Consider the following 24,088-nt stretch of genomic DNA (forward strand, 5'->3'; position numbering starts at 1 on the left):
ATTGACAGTCACGGAGAATCGGAGTATAAGGCTATGAATCATAAAAAAGGGAACTTTTTTATATTTCATAGCCTTTTTGTATTCTCTCTGTCTTAAAACGCTTCGAATTAATTAGGGGAGGATTTTCATTTTATGTTTTTCACACAATTATTTAAACCTGCGCCCCACGCAGAACGCTTACCTACTGATCGTACTGATAGCGAATACCGTAAATTGCGTTTACAAGTATTCTTAGGTATCTTTATCGGTTATGCAGGTTACTACTTTGTTCGAAAAAACTTTTCACTCGCAATGCCATACTTAATCGAACAAGGCTTTAGTAAAGGAGAACTTGGGGTTATCCTTTCAGCAGTATCTATCGCTTACGGATTAAGTAAATTTCTCATGGGTATCGTATCCGATCGTTGTAATCCTCGCTACTTTTTAGCAGCTGGGCTATTTTTATCAGGTATCATTAATATTATTTTCGGCTCATTTTCTTTCATTACAACGAGCATTATACTTATGTTTGTACTTCAGTTTTTAAATGGATGGGTACAAGGTATGGGATGGCCTCCTTGTGGCCGTACGATGGTTCACTGGTTCTCCGTTAGTGAACGTGGTACAAAAATGTCTATTTGGAACGTCGCTCATAATGTCGGCGGCGCCCTTATGCCTTCTCTCGTTACATTAGGCTTATATTTCTTTGCAAATGACTGGAAAAGTATATTTTACTTCCCAGGTATTCTTTCGATTTTAGTTGGGATTTATGTATTAATTACGATGAGAGATACACCTCAATCTTGCGGATTACCTTCTATTGAAGAACATACTGGGGAATATCCATCAGATGAAAAAGTAGCGGACCGTAAACGCGAGCTTTCGGTAAAGGAAATTTTATTTACATACGTATTAAACAATAAATTTTTATGGTACATCGCTATCGCTAACGTTTTTGTTTATTTCGTTCGTTACGGTGTTGTAGACTGGGCTCCTACTTATTTAGTAGAGGAAAAAAGCTTTACTCATAGTAGCTCACGTACAGCTTATGCTCTATATGAATGGGCTGGTATTCCAGGTACACTTCTTTGCGGATGGATGAGTGATAAACTATTTAAAGGGCGCCGCGCACCCGCTGGTATTTTATTTATGGTCGGTGTATTTATTGCTGTTCTCGTTTACTGGCTAAATCCCGCTGGTCACCCAATCATTGATAGTATCGCACTTGTTTCCATTGGATTTTTAATTTACGGACCTGTTATGTTAATCGGTCTACACGCGCTAGACTTAGCACCTAAAAAAGCTGCTGGAACTGCCGCTGGTTTAACTGGGTTTTTCGGTTACCTAGGCGGAGCTACTTTTGCTAGCGCAGCTATGGGCTTTATTGTAGATGGATTCGGATGGGACGGCGGATTCATTTTGCTCCTTGCTTCTTGTGTGCTTGCAATGTTCTTCCTTGCCCTTACTTTAAATACAGGATCTGCAAAATCAAAACAAGCTTAAGTACTAATATTATACTTACAAAAAAAAGAGAGACAGTTCTTTCCAGAACGCCTCTCTTTTTTCTACATATAATACTTTTTTCTTACAAATAATTCATCAATCCACTTTATTATTATTAGCGTTCTCAAAAGGGTTTTATGCCTATGTTACTGCATTTCATCTCTATATAAAAAGATTTTAGAATATTTACTCTTGTCAAACAATGTCATTTTATATTAAAATAACAACAACATACAAAACATTTAGTCTTTTCAGAAAAGATGGAGGGATAGCCATGAAGAATCCACTTCTTCGTATTGAAAACTTACAGACTTCCTTTCGTATACAAGATCAGTATCATGCAGCAGTTGATGATGTGTCCTTAACTGTCCATGAAAATGAAATTGTCGCGATCGTTGGTGAGTCAGGATGCGGAAAAAGTGCACTTGCCCTTTCCATTATGCGACTGCATAATGAGGCAAATACAAAATTACAAGGGCAGCTTTATTATAGAGATAAGGATTTACTGAGCATGTCAACCGCTGAAATAAATAAAGTACGTGGTTCAAATATCGGAATGATTTTCCAAGAACCCCTTACAGCACTTGATCCTCTTATGACAGTTGGAAAACAAATCGAGGAAAACTTAGACTACCACACAAGCCTTTCAAAAGCAGAAAAGAAAGAACGCACCTTAGAACTACTCCATCAAGTTGGTATTCCAAAACCAGAACTTACATATAAACAATACCCACACGAATTATCTGGCGGAATGAGACAAAGAATTGTTATCGCAATTGCAATTGCTTGTAACCCAGCACTCATTATTGCTGATGAGCCAACAACGGCTCTTGACGTAACCATCCAAGCACAAATTTTAGACTTACTGAAATCTATTCAAGAACAAACGAAAATGGGCATCATTTTAATTACCCATGATTTAAGTGTTGTCGCTGAAACAGCTGATCGCATTGTCGTTATGTATGCAGGACAAATTGTAGAAACAGGAACTGTTGAAGAGATATTTAATAACCCTCTTCATCCATATACACGCTCTTTATTAAATTCTATTCCATCTGCATATGCTGAAAAAGAAAAATTACATGTAATTCAAGGAGTGGTTCCTTCGTTAGCGAAGATGCCTCGCACTGGATGCCGATTCCAGGCCCGAATCCCGTGGGTTAGACCAGACCAACATGAGGAAAATCCAGTTTTACATGAAGTAAAACCAAACCATTGGGTACGTTGTACTTGCTATAAACACTTCAACTTCCAACATAAGAAAGGAGATGACGTAACTCATGGCACTGCTTAAAGTAGAAGATTTAAAAGTACACTTTCCAATTAAAGGCGGTTTCTTCGGACGTACATTAGATTATGTACGAGCTGTTGATGGCGTAAGCTTTGAATTACAACCTGGTGAAACATATGGAATCGTTGGTGAATCAGGTAGCGGCAAATCAACAACGGGTAAAGCAATTATGCACTTAACGAAAGCGACAGGCGGTAGCATTCATTTTAATAATAGAGATTTAACAAGATTAAGTCGCTCTGAGTTAAGAGAACAACGAAAAGATATTCAAATGATTTTCCAAGATCCATATTCATCGCTAAATCCGAAGAAACGTGTTCTCGATATTATTGCCGAGCCTCTTCGGAATTTTGAGAAGCTCTCACCTGATGAAGAACGTAGAACCGTTCAAGGGTATCTTAGTATAGTTGGATTAAACCCAGAGTCTATTTATAAATATCCACATGAGTTTTCCGGTGGACAAAGACAGCGAATTGGTATTGCACGCGCTCTTACATTAAAACCAAAGCTTATTATCGCGGATGAGCCAGTATCTGCACTTGACGTTTCTGTACAAGCTCAAGTATTAAACTTCTTGCAAGATTTACAAGCTGAACTAGGATTAACCTATTTATTTATTAGTCATGATTTGGGCGTAATTCGTCATATGTGTGACCGTATCGGTGTTATGTACCGCGGGCGCATTGTGGAAGAAGCAACTAGTGCAGAGATTTATAATAATCCACAACATATTTATACGAAGCGATTAATATCAGCAATTCCTGATATTCGTCCTGAAAACCGAGAACAGCAACGTAAATTACGTCAGCAAGTAAGTTCTGAGTACGAGAAATCATACGAAAATTATTTCAATGAAAACGGTCGTGCTTACGATTTAAAACCAATCTCGCCAACACACCGGGTGGCATTACCTTAAGGGAGTGATAAAACATGTGGAAGTTTATACTACGGAGATTCTTAGTGATGATTCCGCAATTATTCATATTAAGTGTACTCGTCTTTACACTTGCTAAAGCAATGCCAGGTGATGCATTAAGTGGCGCTGAACTAGCAAACCCAAAGGCGGATCCAAAAGTGATTGAAGAACAACGTGAGAAACTAGGTTTAAATGATCCTATTCCCACTCAATATGTAAGGTGGATTTCAAATGCTATGCAAGGGGATTTCGGAATTTCTTACGCACATAAAATACAAGTAACGGATATTATTGGGGAACGTCTTGGCAATACAGTACTGCTAGCTCTTCTTATTCTTATTCTTACTTACTTAATTGCTATTCCACTTGGGGTTATAAGTGGACGTTGGAATGATACTTGGGCTGATCGACTCATTACACTCTATAACTTTTTAGGATTTGGTACACCACTCTTTATTTTTGGATTAGTAATGTTATTCTTATTCGGCTTTTTATATCCAATTTTCCCTACAAGTGGTAGCGTTGATCCACAAGTTGCAGCTGGATCCTTTGATTACTATGTAAGTAAATTCAATCATATGATTTTACCCGCTTTATCTGGGGCATTAATTGGAACAGTAGGAACTGTACAATATTTACGAAGTGAAATTATTGATACGAAACATAAAGATTTTGTACGCACAGTAAAAGCAAAAGGTGTACCAGAATCTAAAGTATATTCAAGACATATTTTACGAAATTCATTTTTACCAATTGCAGCATTTTTAGGATATGAAATTACAGGTTTAGTTGGGGGCTCTATTATTCTAGAAAATATTTTCGGCTACCCAGGAATTGGACAACTATTTTTCCAATCTATCACTCAACGTGATTTCAGTGTCGTAACTGCTCTTGTATTATTTACTGGATTCGCAACGCTACTCGGGACTCTTCTTTCCGATATTATTCTAAGCATCGTTGATCCACGTATTCGTATTGATTAATGGAGGTGAAGAAACGTTATGTTAGCAAATCCTGAAAAACAAACTGAAGTCGTTCATTACGAAAAGAGCCCTTCTGGTTTCTCCATTATGTGGCGAGAATTTCGTAAAGATAAACTAGCAATGTTTTCCCTATTCTTTTTAGCTTTAATATTAATAGCCGTTTATGCAACTTCATTTATTATGAAGCAAGAAGATATCGTCCGAGTCGATCTGTTTGCCATTTACGATCCTCCTTCTGCTGAACATTGGTTAGGAACTGATTATGGAGGCCGTGATATTTTCGGACAATTAATTATTGGTACACGTAACTCCTTTACAGTTGGCTTAGCCATCACTCTTTTAGCAACCCTTATTGGTCTTACGATGGGACTAATTGCTGGCTATTTTGGAGGAGTTGTAGATAACATCATTATGCGTTTCATCGATTTCATGATGATTTTACCATTCTTAATGATTGTTATCGTGTTTATCTCACTCGTTCCAAATTTCAATATTACAACATTTATTCTCATAATGACCACCTTCTTATGGGTCGGAAAAGCAAGACTTATAAGATCTAAAGTACTGACTGAGAAGGAACTTGATTATGTATCTGCATCAAAAACGTTAGGAACACCAAATTGGAAGATAATCTTCCAGCAAATATTACCTAATTTAAGTTCTATTATCATCGTAAATATTACATTAAATCTTGCTGGTAACATCGGGATTGAATCTAGTTTAACTTACTTAGGCTTCGGTCTACCAGAAAGCACACCAAGTCTTGGTACACTTGTAAGTTACGCAACAAACCCAGATGTATTGCAAGAAAAATGGTGGATTTGGTTACCCGCATCAATCATGATTTTAGTGTTGATGCTGTGCATAAATTTTATTGGTCAAGCGTTAAAGCGTGCAGCTGATGCGAGACAAAGAAAAGGATAAGGGGTGGAAAAGTTATGAACAAACCAAAACTGTACAAAGTATTAAGTACAATTGCTGCTTCAACATTATTACTATCTGCATGTGGGGGTGCCGATAGCGGTAGCAAAAAAGCAAATACGAAAAAAGTAGAAACAAATAAATTTAGTTCTGCTGTAAAAAATGATGGTAAAGAAATTAAAGACGGATCATTAACATATGGACTCGTTTCAAATTCACCTTTCGCTGGTGTTTTAAGTAGAGTATTGTATGAAGTTGCTCCAGATTCAGAAATTATGGATTTCTTTGATGAACAATTATTAGCTACAGATAAAAACTGGGAAATTACAAATGACGGCGCTGCAACGTATACAATTTCTGAAGATAAAAAAACAATTACAATTAAGATTAAAGATAATGTAAAATGGCACGATGGTAACCCTGTAACGGCCGAAGATTTAGAATATTCTTACTTAGTTATTGGTAATAGTAAATATACAGGTATTCGTTACGATACACAAATGCAAATGATTGAAGGTATGGAAGACTATCACGCTGGAAAATCTGACAAAATTTCTGGTATTAAAGTAGTCGATCCAAAAACAATTTCAATTACTTATAAAGAAGTAAACCCTTCACTTAAAACTGGTATTTGGACATACCCTACACCTAAAAAATATTTAGGCGATGTACCAATTGAAAAACTAGCAGAATCTGATAAAATCCGTCAAAACCCAATTGGATTCGGCCCATTTAAAGTGAAGAAAATCGTTCCTGGTGAATCAGTTGAATATGAACGCTTCGATGATTACTGGGGGGGCAAACCTAAACTAAAAAATGTAATATTAAAAGTTGTAAATCCATCTATTGTTAGTGCATCTCTGAAAAAAGGTGATATTGATATTGCATCAATTACTGCTGATCAATATCCGAACGTAAGTAAATTAAAAAATACACAACTAATTGGTAAAACTGACCTTGCTTATACTTATATCGGATTTAAATTTGGACATATGGACAAAGCAAAGAACGAAGCTGTAATGGATAACGATAAGTTCAAAGACGTTCGTTTACGTCAAGCGATGGCACATGCCATTGATAGAGAAAAATTAGCGGAGAAAGTATATCACGGACTTCGCGTTCCAGCTAACTCTCCAATTCCACCATCTATGCCAAAGTATCATAATAACGATGTTGGTGCATATAACTTAGATGTAGATAAAGCGAAAAAACTATTAGATGAAGCTGGCTATAAAGATAAAAATGGTGATGGATTCCGTGAGGACCCAAAAGGTAATGAACTCAAAATTAACTTCTTAGCTAGTAGCGGTAGTGAAACAAGTGAACCGCTGGCAAAATTCTATATTCAATCTTGGAAAGATATCGGCTTAAAAGTAGAGCTGGTTGATGGGCGTTTACACGAATTTAATGCCATGCGTGACATGATTAAAAAAGATGATCCGAAGGTTGATATTTTCTCTGGTGCTTGGAACACTGGTTCTGATCCTGACCTTTCTGGCCTATGGGGCAAAGATGCTGGATTTAACTATCAGCGCTGGGTAAATGATGAAAATACTAAGTTATTAAACGAAGGATTATCAGAAAAAGCTACTGATGAAAAATATCGTAAAGAAGTATACGATAAATGGCAAAAATTAATTCATGATGAAGCACCGATGATTCCAATTCATTACACATTTGATTTAACAGGCGTTAATAAGCGAGTAAAAAATTATAATGTCAACACTCAAGTGAACCAAATAACTTCACAATGGAAAGACGTTACTGTAACAAGTGAAAAACCAGAAGTAGAAAAATAAACATAAAAATAGCTCTCAGCATTTACTTACATGCTAAGAGCTATTTTTTATTTATCGTTCTTCTCTTGCTATTTATATTAATCAATTCCCTTCTATTCATACGATTAAAACATTTGCTGAAACATCTTTATTAAAACAGCTAACATAACAGATCCAGCAAATCCACCTAAACAAATTAAACTTACCCCTTGGCTATAAGACAAATTTTGAAATGATTTCATACCTTCCATCCTCCCTATATCCCCTTTGATATTCTTATTTTATCAATGGGAAAAATTTCATAACATCGATTTAACTGACAACTAACTTACAAATTTGTAAGTTAACAATCTCCCTCTAAACTTATATCTAGTATGGCCATAATCTCTCCCTCTATACATCAAAAAAGACCTCGAATTATATCAAGGTCCTGCTTACACTACAGACTATCTCACTCAATTTATTTTATAATCATAACCGGGCATTTCACACGCTTTGCTATTTTATGACTTACACTACCAAGCACCATCTCTTGCAGTGTATTTAAACCTCTACTCCCAGCAATAACAAGATCTATATCTCCTGTATTTACATATTGAACAATCGTATCTCCTGGATCGCCATGTAGAATCGTAATTTTGTAGGAAATGTTCTCTTTCTTTAATAAACCCTCAATCTCTTTTAATTTATCTTTTCGACTAGCTGATATTGTTTCTAAATCCGTTTGTCCTTGTATAATATCTGATTTTGCCGTTCTATTATCTACTACGTACACAACTTCAACATGTGTTTCTTCGTTAAATTTCGCAATATATGTTGCATGCTCGGCTGCTCGAAGTGCATGTTCAGAACCATCACATGCTAATAAAATTTGTTTGTACATATGCTGAATCCCCTTTTCGTTATCCTACTCGTATTATATAATAAAGCCCCCTAAAAAGGAGGCTTCTAACTAGCAATTCTCTTATTATAGGTAGCTAAATTTGAAACAATCTTCGAGCTTCGTTCATTTAATCCCGTTATACTTACATTCACATCACTTTGTTCATACTTCATTATAACTTTATCAATTGCTGCTACTGCTGAATCATCCCATACGTGTGCGTGAGTAAAGTTCAGCTCAATTTCTTTCGCATCTTCATTATATGAAAAAGCATTTATAAAATCTGCCGTAGATGCGAAGAATAGTTGGCCGTGAATCTCATATATTTTCTTATTTTCAATATACAAATGTTTCACGTGAATCTTTGCCATATTGAATGCAAATAAAACTGCACTAATTATCGTTCCGATAATTACACCTAATCCTAAATTATGTGTAATTAGGACAATCACAACTGTTACGATCATAACAAATGCGTTTCCTTTTGGTACTTTATGAATTGTTGCTACAGAGTTCCAATCAAACGTCCCAATCGAAACCATAATCATAACAGCAACTAAAGCAGCCATCGGAATATGAACAACGTAATCACCTAAAACAAATAGCAATACGATTAAAAAACCACCGGCTACAAACGTCGATAATCTCCCGCGCCCACCTGATTTAATGTTAATAACAGATTGCCCAATCATTGCACATCCTGCCATTCCTCCGAAGAAACCAGCGACAATGTTTGCAATCCCTTGGCCACGTGCTTCCTTATGTTTATTACTTTCCGTATGTGTCATATCGTCTAAAACCGAAGCTGTTAATAATGACTCTAGTAAACCAATAATTGCAAGCATAACTGAGTACGGTAAAATAATACCTAATGTCTCAAGTGTAAACGGTACATCAGGAATACTAAAGAACGGTAATTCTTTCGGTAAGCTTCCCATATCTCCTACTGTTTTCAACTGTAATCCGCTCATAAGTGCAATACTTGTCACAATAATAATTGAAATAAGTGTAGACGGTACAGCCGTCGTAATACGTGGAAATAAATATATAATTGCAAGTCCTAATGCGACAAGTGCATACATTTGCCAATTTGCATTTTTAAAATGCGTTAATTGCGCTGTGAAAACTAAAATTCCAAGTGCGTTTAAAAAACCACTCATAACAGATTTAGGAACAAACTTCATAAATGAGCTCAGTTTGAACACTCCAAAAATAATTTGAACAATACCTGTTACTATTGCCGCAGCAAATAAATATTGTAAACCGTGATCTTTCACAAGAGTGACCATTAATAAAGCCATCGCACCAGTTGCCGCGGAGATCATTCCTGGTCTTCCACCAACAAACGAAATTGTAACCGCAATACAAAAGGCCGCATACAATCCAACCGTCGGATCTACACCTGCAATAACAGAAAAAGCTATCGCTTCAGGAATTAATGCTAAAGCAACAACAATCCCCGATAGCACGTCTCCTCTCACATTTGAGAACCATTCATTTTTTATAGTTTGAAACAAAATAACACTCCTCTACTCTTTAATTCTTTGATTTTCTCCGTAAGAAAATCAGGGCCGATTGCACGAAGGCTATTATATAACGAGTAGAAGATTTTGTGCTATGTAAAAGTTTCCTAAAAAAAGACGCTACCAGCAGCAGCGTCTTTACCCATTTAATGTCCACCATGCCCCTCACCATTTTCTTGAACAATCTCTAACCTCTCATCCAATACACCTTGCGTTTCAAATGAAATATTTTCAGTATTCCCTAATAAGAATCCATGATTGTATGGACCGATTGTTGGATCATCTTTAAACTTCGGCTGAATAGTAGCAAGGACGTCATAAACTGGTTGTGTAGCTTTTCCTTCCTCTAACAAGACAACAGGGGCATGTTTACCCATATGTGAAAACGGTGCTCCCGCAATTGCTAAGTCTGGTGTTTTACTCGAAACAAACGACAAACCGTGACCAGGTTTTGTGAATCCCCAGCCAAATTTCGTTTTTTCATCTTTAAATTTCGCAAACGCAATCGAATTTTCTGTTGGAGTCTCTCCACTAATCCGTGTTACTTTTCCGTATTTACTTAACTCTTCTTCTACTTCTTTTGAAATGATTTTTTCTGGTCCTAATACATATATATTTACTTTATCTTTTCTCATTTTTAATGCCTCTATGGTCGCTTCTGGCACCTTATCTTTTTCTGTATATAAAAGTGGCTCTGGCATATGAGAAATCCAATTTACAGCTGGTGTTGTATATAAACGTCCTTCTTCTTCAGATGAACCTATAATAACGCTATTTGGATAATTCCCTGTTATATCGGCATATTCTTTATCAACATCTTTAGCAAATTTAGATGAATCCGTTTCTTTTATTTGCTTTACTTTATATTCTTTTAATTGCTCAAGCGTAGATCCCCCTGCATCCCCCATCACCATAATTTGCGTTCCATCTTTCGTTCCGAGCGGATTTAATCGTTTGATTTCTTTTAACGTCATTTCGGGTACCTTTTCTTTTTCTATAAATAAAATCGGTCCGTTATTCGGATGATGAATAAGATCCGCACTTGCAATACCTAATTGCCACTCGTTCACTGGCACTAAAATAACAGCACCTGGCTGATTCACTTTATGCGTTGCCGGCCATATTGTTTGCGAAGTTAATACTGCCATTTGCAAAGGATCATTTGTATTTAATCTCGTTACATTTTTTAAACTTGTCGTTAATAAATCATCTGATGCCCCGGCGTTCATTTCTTTCGGCGCAGTTACCTCCGTATTCATTTTCATTTCCTTTTGCTCTGTTTTCTTCTCCTTTGTAGATTCATGATTTTTATGATCTGTGTTCGTTTGCCCACACGCCGCAAGACCAGCCGCCGCAATTATTGTTATCCCAAGAATCCGGGTCGTTTTTTTCACTATATCGCCTCCGTATTATTCATTTTCGAGCCAATATCATTACCTAAAATGGAATTTCAACTTTACAATAACAAGCAATTCTGAAGAAATTATGCAGATGCATTATAATCTGCACCATTTCTTCATGATTTTGCATTACACTTTAAGTAACGACTACAAATACGGAGGGTACTCTATGATCGATATACTACTCGTAGACGATGAACCGAGAATGCTTGAATTATTAACGCTTTATCTTACTCCAATCGGATATAACTGCGTATGTGCAGTATCCGGAGAAGAAGCTATTTCACATATAGAAAATCGAAACTTCAAATTTGTTTTACTCGATATTATGATGCCAAAGATGGATGGGTGGGAAACGTGCAAAAGAATTCGATCATTTAGTAACGTTCCAATCATTATGGTAACTGCTCGTGATCAAACGGTAGATGTCGTTCAAGGGTTAAAACTTGGAGCAGATGATTACGTGACGAAACCATTCCACGAAGAGGAGCTCTTCGCAAGAATTGAAGCTGTTTTACGCCGAACAAATCAACGTACGCAAATCCAATATCACGGCATTTTATGGGATGAGGCCAAGCATTTCGTTTCTGTCTATAATGAAGAACTTCTTCTCACTCCAATCGAATTCTCTTTACTCGGATTATTTTTACGTCATGTGAACTACGTATTAAGCCGTGATCAGCTCATTGAAAGAATTTGGGGTTTAAATACAAATACAGAAGATAGAACAGTTGATTCACATATTCGTAATTTACGTGATAAATTACGAAAAGTAAATTTCCCTATTGATCACCATTTAAAAACTGTTTACGGAGTAGGTTATCGATGGATCGATAACCTATATTAAGGAGCAAAACGATGAAGCGAATTTCTATTCAACTCGGATTTTATTTTCTAATTGTTACACTTTTAATCGAAAGTGTTCTATTTGTCTTGCTCTATTATAGCCTTGTAAACAATAGAGTAAATGAAGAAATGACAGCTTTATTAAAGCGCGGAAATAGTCACCGAGATGTCCTTGAAAAGTATTTTGATAAGCAAACAATCTCCCATGTTGCACTAATGGAATCCGAAGCCGAAACCACTGTTATTATTACAAATGCAAATAAGGATGTACTAGCTAAATCCAATGAAATAAATACTACTATAAGAAAACATATTGAAAGAATGCAAACACGAACAGATCATGATGGAGCAATTATAGAGAATCATTGGAAAACATCTAATTATATATGTACAGTTAGTCCAATTGTAGTGGCAGGAAAAACGGAAGGCTATGTATATATGTTTCTCGGAACGGAATCAATCGAAGAAATGGTTAACGGGCTAACAAGACAATTCATTATCGCCGGAGTCATTACTTTTCTATTAACAGCTATCACAATCTTTCTATTATCACGTTTGTTAACAAAACCATTGTTACACATGAAACAAGCGACTGAAAAAATGAGTAAGGGCGATTTATCCGTTTCATTAACAACTACTCGAAATGACGAAATTGGTGAACTAGCATCATCTATTCAAACTCTCGCAAATGATTTACATTATATGAAAACAGAGCGAAGTGAATTTCTAGCAAGTGTTGCTCACGAATTACGAACACCATTAACGTACGTAAGAGGTTATGCTGACATTGCATTAAAAGAAAGCACACCTCCTGAGCAACGTTTACAATACTTATCCATTATAAAAGACGAGTCTGATTATATTACAAACTTAGTTCAAGATTTATTTTCACTCGCTCAAATGGAAAAGCATAACTTTTTCATTCAAGTAAAGGAAGTGCATTTACACACCTTCCTTACTCGCATGACCGAAAAAGTAAACGCGATGTATAAGGAAAGACACATTAAAGTTTCTTTCACTTGTCCTCCTTCACTGTTAGTAAACTTGGATGAACAGCGATTCGAACAAGTTGTAGTGAACATTTTAAATAACGCTTATAGACATTCAAAAGAACATTCTCATATTAATATTTCTGTTACAGAAGAACATAAACGTATTTCCATCAAAGTTGAGGACGAAGGAGAAGGTATTCCCCTTGAAGACCTCCCTCACATTTTCGACCGCTTTTACCGTATTGATAAAGCGCGCTCCAGAGCTACAGGAGGCACTGGTTTAGGGCTCTCCATCGTAAAAGAAATTGTAGAACTACACGGCGGAAATATTACTGTCACAAGTGAAATTGATCATGGATCTTGCTTTACAATTTCATTGCCGTCTATATAAAAACACGACTATACATCAATAGTCGTGTTTTCTTATCCTTTAGGACTTTACTTTATAATATAGATTTACAAACTGACCAAAACGTTTTGTATCCGTCAAAGTTAAATTAATTTCCGGATTCTTTTCTTTAAATAGCGGAATACCAGAACCTAATATGTGAGGTGTAATCGTAACAACATATTCATCAATTAGATTATTCCTAAAAAATCCTCTCAGTAGACTCCCTCCACCGACCATCCATATTTTAGATCCTTCCTGCTCTTTTAACTTTTTTGTAAACTCCACTACATCCCCATTTACAAACTCTACATGTTCGTTTGAACCTTTTTCAGAATTAGAAAAAACATAACATTTCTTATCTAGGTACGGGAATGGTTCCATATGCTCTATCACATAATCATACGTTCTCTTTCCCATGATTATCGTATCAATCGATTCGTACATCTCTGTATAACCGTTGTCGCCTTCTCCTTCTGTTTCGATTAACCACTCTAAATCATCGTCTTCTTTCGCAATAAATCCATCTAAGCTCGCTGCAATAAATAAAACAATTTCACGTGACATATCTTTTCCTCCTTACAGCTTCTATTGATAAAATCATCTTATACGCACTATACTAACCGTAAAACATGACAATTCATGTCATGTTAAAAAAAGAAAAAGGTGATATCCTTGTCAAAAGCAAAACGTTTATTAGATATTCTTATATTTGTTTCTGCGAAAAAAACATTTACAGCCCAGGAAATATCAGATGAATTCAATATATCCGTTCGTACGGTCCATAGATATATTTTAGATTTAAGCGATATGGGTTTACCCATTTATGCTGAACAAGGACGAAACGGAGGATATAAAGTATTAACAAATAAAGTGATTCCTCCTATTTTATTTACCGAAGAAGAAGCGGTCTCCATCTTTTTTGCTTTCCAATCTTTAAGCTACTATCGTAACTTGCCTTTTAATACAGAAATCAATTCTGTTACTCATAAACTATATGGCTCTCTACAAAATGATGCGAAAGCTAAAGTTGATAAAATACGTTCTTATATCGCTTTTTGGAATCCGAAGAGAGCAATTGATACACCACTTTTAAAAGAAGTGTTAACCGCGGCTATTGAAAATAAAATTTTACACTTTCAATACGAATCTAAATTTGGAATAAAAACAAAACATGTTCATCCTATCGGTGTATATGCCCACGATGGTTTATGGTATTTGCCATCCTATGACTTTAGTAGAAAAAAGGTATTACTGTATCGCGTCGATCGTATTCTTTCTATATTATCAACGGAAGAAAATGAAGATACATTCATAAATTTAGAAGAATGGTTTGCCTCTAACTCTAACGTAGTAAACATTCCTACTCAGTTACATGTTTTACTAACGGCAGAAGGCGTGCGCCAATGTAAAAGCGTTCCTTACCTTGAAGAGTTCGTTGTAGTACACGAAGATGGGACAGGATGTATAAATTCAACAATTGATAAAGGAGAAATCAATTTTATTATCCCTTTATTTTATAGACTTGGAAAAGATGCACAAGTTTTAGAACCGAAAGAATTAATAGATGGTTTACGTGCACGTGCGAAAGACATTTTAAATATGTATGGAGACTAAAAAGGCGTAAGAAAATCCTTCTTACGCCTTTTCAGTATGCAGTATTTTCTCTATCGCTTCTTTTAACAATATCTTTGTTTCTTCAAAGTTATGACTCTGCTTCTCTCCCGGTTGTACCGTATAAAACTCAGCAAACGAACGCTCTTTATATCTCGGTACAACATGCATGTGATAATGCGTTAATTCATTAAAGATTCCACCATTTTGACAAATTGTAATTCCATCTGGTTTATACAGTAATTTAATAGCCTTTGAAACAATTTTAGAAGCATCCATAATTGCTTTTGCTACACAATCATCTAATTCGTCCACTTCTACAACATGCTGCTTTGGAACGATTAAAGTATGTCCTGCATAGAAAGGTGCATGATCTAAAAAACAAGTTACATAATCATCTTCATACACTTTATATATAATTTCTTCTTCATTTGCTAATTTACAACCTAAACATCCCATCAGGCTTCCCCCTCTGCCAAAAACATAAAAACGTGAGCGCCCTATTATCACGTTTTTATGTTTCACTTTACTAATTCAATTGTTTCTGTAACTTTTATACTATCCTTTACAGATTGAACAATTGTGCAATTTTTCACCGCAAGTTGCAGTGCTTTGTCTAACTGTTCCTCAGTAATACCTTGTGCTTTTATTTTATAGTGCAAATGAACACTTTCAACTGGTTTTGATAAAGCTTCACTTCTACCAATTTCAGCTTCAATTGTAAACGTATCGTATGTAATACGTTTCTTTTCTAAAATCGTTCGAAAAACAATTGCACTACATCCTGCAATAGAAGAAACGAGTAATTCTAACGGTGAATATCCATTTTCTTTCCCGATTATCAACTTGTCGTACGATAAATCTGCTTGAATATTGTCATGCTTAATTTTTATTTTCATACTTCGCTTCCATCTCCACTTTCATCGGTTTCTTCCGTTTCTTACTCATATAATAATATATGTAGCAGAAAATGATAAATGGAATACCACAATATAACGCCATTCGTTGTTCTGGAATAAACGCTAAACTAATAACAACGATGCTATTTGTAATTAAAGCTAAAATTGGAACAAGCGGGTATAGTGGTGTTCTATACTTTAAGTCCTCTAATTTTCCTCCGCCTTTTAAATACTGACTTCTAAAGCGAAGTTGTGATAAAGCAATAATGATCCAACTTGAAACAGCAGATAAACCAGCTATAGATAATAAGTACATATATACTGTATCTTCTGCAAGGAAGCTTGTTAATAAGGATAACGCCGCAACAGCAATCGTTACGACTAGCGCTGTAATTGGAATACCACGTTTATTTACCTTCTTGAAAGAAGTTGGTGCCATTCCTTCATTTGCAAGTGACCATAGTATACGCGTTGCTGCATATAACCCTGAGTTCGCTACAGATAGAAGAGCTGTAATAATAACGAAGTTCATAATATCAGCTGCATATGGAATACCGATTTTATCAAATACAACTACGAATGGACTTTCAATTATCCCTGCTTCTTTCCAAGAAATTAACCCTACTAAAATTGTCATTGTTAAAATGAAGAATAACATAATGCGCCATACTGTATTACGAATTGCGCGTGGAATTGTTTTTTCAGGATTCTGACTCTCTCCTGCTGCAATCCCGATTAACTCTGTTCCTTGGAAGGAAAAGTTAACTGTAATCATCGTAAGAAGCACTGCAGCTAGTCCATTTGGGAATAGCCCACCATCACTTACAAAGTTAGAGAAAAGAGGCGCTGCTTCTTTTCCGTCGTATGGTAAAAATCCTAGTAATGCGCTACCACCAAGTAGAATGAATGCAATAATTGTAACTACTTTAATACTAGAGAACCAAAACTCTAATTCAGCATAACTCTTCGCTGATATTGCATTTGAAGCATATAAAATAACCCCGAATACGAAACACCATACCCAAACATCCACATTCGGAAACCATCTTTTCATCATTAAACCGATCGATGTTAATTCTAATCCTACTGTTACTGCCCATCCAATCCAGTATAGCCAGCCGATCATAAATCCAGTTCCTGGTCCAATAAACTTCGTCGCATACTTTTGGAAAGATCCTGAGACTGGCATTGCTACCGTTAGCTCTCCAAGACAAAGCATTGTTAAATACATAATAAATCCGCCCACTAAATATGAAAGGATGGCTCCCCCTGGTCCAGCCTGATTAATGGTGTAACCTGAACCTAGAAAAAAACCAGTTCCGATTACCCCACCTAGTGCGATCATAAATAAATGTCTACTCTTCATCGTACGATGTAATTTCTCATTCGTTGTTTGCTGCATCTTAATCCTCCCCTACAAGTACCCCTATATCTTGTTAAAATTTTCTGATAATAAAAATATACACGAAAGCGGTTACAATTTCTATATAAAATTAAAACTTTTCTGATAAAATAATATAAAAATCCAATTATTAAGAGCTTGCAATACTAATTTGAGGTAAAAAAGGATTTATAAGGGAAAAACTCTTACATTTATTGTAAGAGTTAACGTGTTTCTAATCTTCTAGATAAAATTGATAAACCGTAGTTTACAACGAAATACATACAAGCTACTAGTATAAATGTCGGAATCATATAATTTACATTCTGCCCGCTAATAATTTGAGCATTATGCATAAGCTCTGGCAATGATATAACAACCGCTAATGACGTATCCTTTAACAATGAAATAAATTGACTAACAAGCGGAGGAACCATTCTTCTAAGTGCTTGCGGTAAAATAATGTGCCAAAGCGTTTGGACATATGTTAATCCTGAAGAGCGCGCCGCTTCAATTTGTCCTCTTTCGATAGATAATAAGCCACTTCTAACAATTTCAGATATCATCGCTGCTTCAAATATCGTTAAAGCAACAATTGCGGCTGTTATAATTTCTAACTTCAAACCTGCCTCTGGAAGTGCAAAATACGTAAAAAATATAATTAAAAGAAGTGGTAAATTTCGAATAACTTCAACGATAAAGCCTAGTATTGGTGAGATGACGGGTATTTTTGTATAGCGCAAAGTTCCTATTACACTACCGATAATAAAACTAAGTACAATCGCTACAAGAGCGACTTCTAGCGTGATAAGCAATCCTTTTAATAAAAAGAGTATATGATCTCCTGTAATAGCACCTTGAAAATCCATTTACACCCCCTCCTTTGCCAAGCGTCTTTCCAAATAACGCACTAGCATACTTAGCGGAATTGTTAATACTAAATAAAACATCCCGACAAATATATATACATCAAACGTAACGAATGTCTTCGTTGAAATTAAGTCTCCTTGATACATTAAATCCGCTCCAGCAATAATTCCGAGTATTGAAGAGTTTTTTACTAAATTGAGAAATTGATTTCCTAGAGGAGGAATGACGATTTTCATTGCTTGAGGTAAAACGACATGATACATCGCTTGCGTATAAGTTAATCCTGAAGAACGCGCTGCTTCCATTTGACCTTTCGCGACTGATAAAATACCAGCACGAATTACTTCCGCAATAAAAGCCGCCGTATAAACTGTAAGCGCAACTGTCCCTGCTACAAAACCGTTGAAAGTAATTCCTATTACAGGCAAAGCAAAATAGAGAATGAATGCAATTAATACGAGTGGAATATTTCTAACAAACTCTACATAGGCAGAGCCAATCCAATTCAAAATACGAATAGGTGAAATTCGCATCACTGCCATAATAATTCCTAAAACAAAACTTCCTATTAGCGCAACTACACTAGACATTACCGTATATTTAAATCCTTCTAAATACATATCAATATTATTCGTCAAAATAGAAAAGTCAGGCACATATTCTCCCCTCTTTCTTTATAAGAAGAGGATGAGCATCCCTCACCCTCTCACTCTTACTATTTATTCCAATTGGTATAGGCTAATTATCATTAGAGATAACCCTTCCCCACTGATTAAAGTTTCACCTTATTTTTCTTGCTTTTGACCGATCCATTTTCCATACAATTTATCGTATTCCCCATTCGCTTTCATATCTTTTAATAAACTATTAATCTCTTTCGTTAAATCTTCTGCACCTTTTTGCACTGCAATTCCATACGGTTCATCCGTGAAAATTTTCCCTACAACTTCATAATTAGAATCTTGTTTTGCCATTCCATAAAGAATCGCATTATCTGTCGTTAAAACATCACCTTTACCAGCTTTCAACGCTGTAAATGCCTCACTATAATTCTCAAACTCTAATACTGTTGCTTCTGGTGATTTTTGACGGATGTTATTTGTAGACGTTGAGCCTTTTACAGCCAATACTTTAACGCCTTGTTTCACATCATCAATATTTTTAATATTACTTCCTTTTTTCACAAGTAACGATTGACCCGCTTTAAAATATACATCTGAAAAATCCACTTCTTTTTTACGCTCTTCCGTAATTGTCATTGTCGCAATAATGGCATCAATATCACCATTTTTCAGCATTGGAATACGTGTTTTAGACGTTACTTCTTTCAGCTCTAGTTTCTTTTCATCACCAAGAATTTTCTTCGCAAGCGCCTTCGCGATATCAATATCGAATCCTTCTACCTGCCCTGTTGAAGGATTTTTTAATCCAAATAAATTCGTATCATTTTTCACCCCGACTACTAATTTCCCGCGCTTCTTAATTTGTTCAACAACTCCGCCTTGTTTCGTATTTGTTTCTTTCGCCTCGTCTTTTTTACTTCCACATCCAGCGACAACAAGCACGAATAAGCATGAAAATACAATTAAAGTAAACAGCTTTTTCATTTTAAGCATGAAATTCCTCCTTTAATGATTTAACACTCGGCTTAAAAATAGACGAGCTCTTTCTTGTTCAGGATTTGCAAAAAATTGTACTGGTGTTGTATCTTCAATAATTTGACCATCATCCATAAATAAAATCCTATCTGCTACCTCACGTGCAAATCCCATCTCGTGTGTGACGACAACCATCGTCATGCCTTCTTTAGCCAGCGCTTTCATAACATCAAGCACTTCCCCAATCAACTCTGGATCAAGAGCAGACGTCGGCTCATCAAATAGCATAATTTCCGGTTGCATCGCGAGCCCTCTAGCAATCGCTACCCTTTGCTGTTGTCCACCAGATAGTTGATGCGGATATACACCTGCTTTCTCCGGGATTCCCACTTTCTCTAAATAAAACATCGCTGTTTGCTCCGCTTTTTCTTTGGAAACTTTATTTACTTTAATCGGTGCTAGTGTAATATTTTGAAGCACTGTTTTATGCGGGTATAAATAAAAGTGTTGAAAGACCATCCCAATATTTCGGCGCAATTCATTCATATTTGTTTTCGCATTGTGTACTTCCGTATTTTGTACAATTAATTCTCCATCGGTAATTGCCTCCAATTGATTTATACACCGAAGCAACGTGCTTTTTCCTGATCCCGAAGGGCCAACAACTACTACCACTTCACCTTTTTTCACTTGTACATTAATATTTTTCAAAACTTGAAAGTTACCGTAATATTTATTAACTTTACGAAACTCAATCAACATACTCCCTCCTTCCCCTAACAAAGCATGTACATTCTTTTTATATTCAAAAATAGGCGAAAAAATAACTTTCATCTACATTTTGTCCATAAAAAAAACAAAGGGATTTCCCTTTGCTCTCTCATTCCTATTCTATTAAGATACTTCTTCTTTTTTATCTTTCCCGTATTCATGCTCCCAGAAATCTGCATTTTTAATTCCTAACGACTGCGGATCGAATACTGGATCTTTTCCTTCTTTTTTCTGCTTTTCGTAATCCTTTAATGCGATCAATGCCGGTTTTTGTAATAATAAAATCGCAATAATGTTAACCCATGCCATAATTCCTACACCAATATCTCCTAAAGCCCATGCTGTTGCTGCTGTTTTTACACAACCGTAGAATACAACTCCTAAGAATACAAACTTTAGTACGATAGACATCCAAGGGCGGTCTTTATCACGGTTTAAGTAAGCTATATTCGTTTCTGCAATGTAGTAATACGCCATAATTGTTGTGAATGCGAAGAATAGTAGAGAGATTGCCACGAAACCGTTTCCAAATCCAGGGAAAACAGACTCTACTGCTGCCTGTGTATAACCAGGACCTGGCTGTGCACCATTTAATTTATTGACGATAAAGTTTTTTCCGCTTGCATCAAATACGTTATACATCCCTGTAATAATCATCATAAATGCTGTTGCTGAACAAACAAATAATGTATCAATGTAAACGGAAAAGGCTTGTACTAACCCTTGTTTAGCTGGATGCGATACTTCAGCAGCTGCTGCTGCATGGGCCCCAGTTCCTTGCCCTGCTTCATTTGAATAAATACCACGTTTTACACCCCAAGAAATTGCTAAACCGATAATCCCGCCAAAAGCAGCTTCTAATGCAAATGCACTTTTTAAAATTAACATAAAAGCATCTGGTAATTTTTCAATATTCATACCTACAATTACACAAGCTACTAAAATATAACCAAGCGCCATAAACGGTACTACAACTTGCGCTACGTTAACAATTCGCTTAACTCCTCCAAAAATAATAAGTGCTAATGCCGCTACTAATACCGCTCCTGATACAGAAGTATTAATGCCAAAAGCTGTTTCTAAACTTACAGCAATACTATTTGCCTGAACACCTGGAAGCAGCATCCCCGTCGCAAGAATCGTTGCTGCGACGAACACTAATGCGTACCATTTAACACCTAGTCCTTTTTCAATGTAATAAGCAGGTCCACCGCGAAACTGTCCTTGATGTTTCGTCTTATATATTTGTGCTAATGTAGATTCTACATAAGCCGATCCTGCTCCTAAAAAGGCTACTGCCCACATCCAAAATACAGCTCCTGGCCCACCGAATGCAACCGCTGTGGCTACCCCAGCTATATTCCCTGTCCCAACACGTCCTGATAAAGAAAGTGCTAACGCCTGGAACGAAGAAACACCAGCATCAGATTTCTCCCCCTTAAATGTAAGCTTCACCATTTCTCCTACATGTCTTACTTGTAAAAACCTCGTTCGAATGGAAAAATATAGACCTACTCCTAAACATAAATAGACAAGTGCGGGACTCCAAACAATATTATTTATCCAACTTACGATAGCTTCCAATACTCCTCTACCTCCTTTTGTAAAGAATTTTCAGAATATATAAAAATTATAAGTGTATACCGAATCTATGACAATATTATTTTAATAAAACAAACATATTTTTGTATAAAAAAACAAAGTATATATATATTTTATATACTTTGTTCTCTTATACCTGTATTATATATTCACTATTGCCTCTTGCTTTATAATTCTTTCATACAATTCATCTGATAACTTTTGAAAATCCTCTGGCATATCTTTCCCCTTAAATTTCTTTTGAAGAGTACCATACAAACCGATATCACGAAGTCGTAAAAATAATGGTAATGATTCGTACCAGCTCTCTACTAATTTATGCTCAGATTCATAGCCTTTTCGTAATACTTGTAGCTGTTTAAGAGCAAATACTGTTTTTCCCTCTACAGTCCACGTTGTAAAAAGAACAGAGTAATAAAGAACCATTGCTAAATCATGTATAAAGTAATTATAAGTCGCATCATCAAAATCAAAAATCGTTAATTCCTTACCATCATAATGAAAGTTACCTGGATGAATATCACCATGCATAAGACCAAATGTCCCTCTCTCTACCGGTAGCACCTTTATCTGACTCATTAATATACTAGCAATTTCTTTCACTTTCTCATCTTCTAATTCATTAACAATTGCACTCTCGTCTTCTTCCCACGTATCACGGTAGTCTGTTTTAGGGTAATTCATTGTAAGGCGATGCAGTTGTCCAATCGCTTTTCCCCACGCTTCAAAGTAAGCATCTCCCCAATAAGGCGATTCTTCTCCTTTTACTTGCTCACCTTTTGCATATGTAAATAAAGACGCAAAAAAGAAAGTGCCATCTTCCGCTCCAATTTCTTCTACAAGATTTTGAGATATTGAATTACGAGGTCCTGCTACTTTCGCCCCATGCTCCGCAACATATCGTAAAAAATCTAGTTCAGTCTCTACCTCTTTTTTAGAACGATGAGAAGAATGCGTTAAACGTAATACGTAATCTTCATCATTTTTATCCTTCGCCTTAAAAATATAATTTTCAAAATCACCAAGTGGCTTTTCTTCCACTGTTACATGAAACAAACTTGCTGCTCTTGTTAAAATCTCTTTCGTAAAAACTCGTTCTACAGCTATTTCCATATGTATCCCTCCTATATATCTTCTTAATTCGACATAAATGTGAGAAGTACTGCTATGAAATTGAATAATGCGTGGGCAACCATAGCTGATAAAATAGAATTTGTTTTCTCATATAACCATGCGAATGCTACTCCACTTAAAAAATTCACCGGTAATGTGTTATATGTGGGAATATGAACAACTGTAAATATTATTGAACTTATAAGCACACCGCCCCATATGCCATATCTATCTCGAAAAAACGTATAAAAAACACCTCGATATAAAATCTCTTCATATATTGGTGATATAACCGCCGCTCCAATTACCGCGATACAAAATGAATATATTGATTTATCATTTTGGACCGTATCCGTTTTACTATTTTCAAAGGAAATACCCATTTTCTCCATTATCATTAATACACCAATACTAACTACAATCAAAGAAATAACCGCTACAAATGTCCACAAGAAATCTTTCCATGAAAGCTTCCGAATTCCAATATCTTTCCACGACAGTTTATATCTTTTTATGCAAAAAAGATAAACTACAAACGTAAATATCACTGCCATTATAAGCCCCATTAATACTCCAGCATATAATGAGTTCCCTATTATTTTTAAAGCATAATCATAAAAAAGAGATTCAATCATTACTGGTACAATCAGAAATACGAAAACAAATAAATATAAAATTTCTTTCCATCCCCACATATATTTCAAAGTCATATACACCATCCCTCTACTCCTTATTTCCTTAAGTATAAAAGATGACGTAACGTAACTTTCAAGCCCCTTTTTTCCAAAGAACCCAAGCATAATTTTCTCACAAAAAACAAAAATTAACAGAAGTAAC

The 24,088-nt window shown here is 35.8% G+C and carries 24 protein-coding genes; 9 read left to right on the plus strand and 15 right to left on the minus strand.

Going from position 1 to position 24,088, the window contains the following annotated elements:
• Positions 1-132: 132 nt before the first annotated feature.
• The 6 genes from glpT (at position 133) to opp4A (ending at position 7,392) form a co-directional block, all read left to right on the plus strand.
• Positions 133-1,482 carry a glycerol-3-phosphate transporter gene (gene glpT / locus CQZ94_RS15660; protein WP_105586102.1) on the plus strand — a complete coding sequence of 450 codons (1,350 nt, stop codon included), beginning with the start codon at positions 133-135 and terminating at the stop codon, positions 1,480-1,482.
• 274 nt (positions 1,483-1,756) lie between these two features.
• The gene (locus CQZ94_RS15665; RefSeq protein WP_105586195.1) at positions 1,757-2,776 is read left to right on the plus strand and encodes an ABC transporter ATP-binding protein; all 1,020 of its coding nucleotides are present in this window, start codon (positions 1,757-1,759) and stop codon (positions 2,774-2,776) included.
• Positions 2,763-3,689 (plus strand): ABC transporter ATP-binding protein, encoded by a 927-nt coding sequence (locus CQZ94_RS15670; protein WP_105586103.1) that lies wholly within the window; start codon positions 2,763-2,765, stop codon positions 3,687-3,689. The genes CQZ94_RS15665 and CQZ94_RS15670 overlap by 14 nt, the downstream gene beginning before the upstream one ends.
• 14 nt (positions 3,690-3,703) lie before the next feature.
• Positions 3,704-4,672, plus strand: a complete 969-nt coding sequence (gene opp4B, locus CQZ94_RS15675) for an oligopeptide ABC transporter permease (protein ID WP_105586104.1) — start codon at positions 3,704-3,706, stop codon at positions 4,670-4,672.
• An 18-nt stretch (positions 4,673-4,690) separates the two neighbouring features.
• The gene (locus tag CQZ94_RS15680; RefSeq protein ID WP_105586105.1) at positions 4,691-5,596 is read left to right on the plus strand and encodes an ABC transporter permease; all 906 of its coding nucleotides are present in this window, start codon (positions 4,691-4,693) and stop codon (positions 5,594-5,596) included.
• Between the two features lie 14 nt (positions 5,597-5,610).
• Positions 5,611-7,392 carry an oligopeptide ABC transporter substrate-binding protein gene (gene opp4A / locus CQZ94_RS15685; RefSeq protein ID WP_105586106.1) on the plus strand — a complete coding sequence of 594 codons (1,782 nt, stop codon included), beginning with the start codon at positions 5,611-5,613 and terminating at the stop codon, positions 7,390-7,392.
• A gap of 104 nt (positions 7,393-7,496) precedes the next feature.
• On the opposite strand, the gene CQZ94_RS15690 is transcribed toward opp4A, so the two are convergent.
• From CQZ94_RS15690 to CQZ94_RS15705, 4 genes are all read right to left on the minus strand, one after another.
• Entirely contained in the window at positions 7,497-7,613 is a 117-nt protein-coding gene (locus tag CQZ94_RS15690) for a DUF4027 family protein (protein ID WP_002125236.1), read from the minus strand.
• 218 nt (positions 7,614-7,831) lie between these two features.
• Positions 7,832-8,254 carry a universal stress protein gene (locus tag CQZ94_RS15695; protein WP_002159291.1) on the minus strand — a complete coding sequence of 141 codons (423 nt, stop codon included), beginning with the start codon at positions 8,252-8,254 and terminating at the stop codon, positions 7,832-7,834.
• A 65-nt stretch (positions 8,255-8,319) separates the two neighbouring features.
• Complete coding sequence (locus tag CQZ94_RS15700) at positions 8,320-9,771, minus strand: SulP family inorganic anion transporter (protein WP_105586107.1); 1,452 nt, start codon at positions 9,769-9,771, stop codon at positions 8,320-8,322.
• A 152-nt stretch (positions 9,772-9,923) separates the two neighbouring features.
• Entirely contained in the window at positions 9,924-11,171 is a 1,248-nt protein-coding gene (locus CQZ94_RS15705) for a cell wall-binding repeat-containing protein (protein WP_105586108.1), read from the minus strand.
• A 124-nt stretch (positions 11,172-11,295) separates the two neighbouring features.
• Here CQZ94_RS15705 and CQZ94_RS15710 point away from each other — a divergent pair, with 124 nt between their 5' ends.
• Together CQZ94_RS15710 and CQZ94_RS15715 are read left to right on the plus strand one after the other, a co-directional pair.
• Positions 11,296-12,024 (plus strand): response regulator transcription factor, encoded by a 729-nt coding sequence (locus CQZ94_RS15710; RefSeq protein ID WP_105586196.1) that lies wholly within the window; start codon positions 11,296-11,298, stop codon positions 12,022-12,024.
• A gap of 11 nt (positions 12,025-12,035) precedes the next feature.
• The gene (locus CQZ94_RS15715) at positions 12,036-13,406 is read left to right on the plus strand and encodes a sensor histidine kinase (RefSeq protein WP_105586109.1); all 1,371 of its coding nucleotides are present in this window, start codon (positions 12,036-12,038) and stop codon (positions 13,404-13,406) included.
• A gap of 39 nt (positions 13,407-13,445) precedes the next feature.
• Here the strand turns inward: CQZ94_RS15715 and CQZ94_RS15720 are convergent, their stop codons facing one another.
• On the minus strand, positions 13,446-13,970 hold the full coding sequence (locus tag CQZ94_RS15720) for a dihydrofolate reductase family protein (RefSeq protein ID WP_105586110.1): 525 nt from the start codon (positions 13,968-13,970) through the stop codon (positions 13,446-13,448).
• A 108-nt stretch (positions 13,971-14,078) separates the two neighbouring features.
• Between CQZ94_RS15720 and CQZ94_RS15725 the strand changes: the two genes are divergently transcribed.
• On the plus strand, positions 14,079-15,020 hold the full coding sequence (locus tag CQZ94_RS15725; RefSeq protein WP_105586111.1) for a helix-turn-helix transcriptional regulator: 942 nt from the start codon (positions 14,079-14,081) through the stop codon (positions 15,018-15,020).
• Between the two features lie 21 nt (positions 15,021-15,041).
• Here CQZ94_RS15725 and CQZ94_RS15730 read toward each other — a convergent pair whose 3' ends face one another.
• The 10 genes from CQZ94_RS15730 to CQZ94_RS15780 form a co-directional block, all read right to left on the minus strand.
• Positions 15,042-15,476, minus strand: a complete 435-nt coding sequence (locus CQZ94_RS15730) for an HIT family protein (RefSeq protein WP_105586112.1) — start codon at positions 15,474-15,476, stop codon at positions 15,042-15,044.
• Between the two features lie 62 nt (positions 15,477-15,538).
• The gene (locus CQZ94_RS15735) at positions 15,539-15,916 is read right to left on the minus strand and encodes an OsmC family protein (protein WP_105586113.1); all 378 of its coding nucleotides are present in this window, start codon (positions 15,914-15,916) and stop codon (positions 15,539-15,541) included.
• Positions 15,900-17,318 carry an amino acid permease gene (locus tag CQZ94_RS15740; protein WP_105586114.1) on the minus strand — a complete coding sequence of 473 codons (1,419 nt, stop codon included), beginning with the start codon at positions 17,316-17,318 and terminating at the stop codon, positions 15,900-15,902. The genes CQZ94_RS15735 and CQZ94_RS15740 overlap by 17 nt, the downstream gene beginning before the upstream one ends.
• Positions 17,319-17,521: 203 nt before the next feature.
• A complete protein-coding gene (locus CQZ94_RS15745) occupies positions 17,522-18,166 on the minus strand; it encodes an amino acid ABC transporter permease (protein ID WP_105586115.1) in 645 nt (214 codons plus the stop codon).
• Positions 18,167-18,823 carry an amino acid ABC transporter permease gene (locus CQZ94_RS15750; RefSeq protein WP_105586116.1) on the minus strand — a complete coding sequence of 219 codons (657 nt, stop codon included), beginning with the start codon at positions 18,821-18,823 and terminating at the stop codon, positions 18,167-18,169.
• A 129-nt stretch (positions 18,824-18,952) separates the two neighbouring features.
• On the minus strand, positions 18,953-19,783 hold the full coding sequence (glnH, locus tag CQZ94_RS15755; protein WP_105586117.1) for a glutamine ABC transporter substrate-binding protein GlnH: 831 nt from the start codon (positions 19,781-19,783) through the stop codon (positions 18,953-18,955).
• A gap of 12 nt (positions 19,784-19,795) precedes the next feature.
• The gene (locus tag CQZ94_RS15760) at positions 19,796-20,599 is read right to left on the minus strand and encodes an amino acid ABC transporter ATP-binding protein (RefSeq protein ID WP_105586118.1); all 804 of its coding nucleotides are present in this window, start codon (positions 20,597-20,599) and stop codon (positions 19,796-19,798) included.
• Between the two features lie 60 nt (positions 20,600-20,659).
• Positions 20,660-22,120: an alanine/glycine:cation symporter family protein gene (locus tag CQZ94_RS15770; protein ID WP_105586119.1), complete on the minus strand. Its 1,461-nt coding sequence runs from the start codon at positions 22,118-22,120 to the stop codon at positions 20,660-20,662.
• Between the two features lie 159 nt (positions 22,121-22,279).
• The gene (locus CQZ94_RS15775; RefSeq protein ID WP_105586120.1) at positions 22,280-23,251 is read right to left on the minus strand and encodes a phosphotransferase enzyme family protein; all 972 of its coding nucleotides are present in this window, start codon (positions 23,249-23,251) and stop codon (positions 22,280-22,282) included.
• A 23-nt stretch (positions 23,252-23,274) separates the two neighbouring features.
• On the minus strand, positions 23,275-23,961 hold the full coding sequence (locus CQZ94_RS15780) for a CPBP family intramembrane glutamic endopeptidase (protein ID WP_105586197.1): 687 nt from the start codon (positions 23,959-23,961) through the stop codon (positions 23,275-23,277).
• Positions 23,962-24,088 lie beyond the last annotated feature (127 nt).

It is taken from the genome of Bacillus sp. MYb209, assembly GCF_002975175.1.
Lineage (GTDB): Bacteria > Bacillota > Bacilli > Bacillales > Bacillaceae_G > Bacillus_A.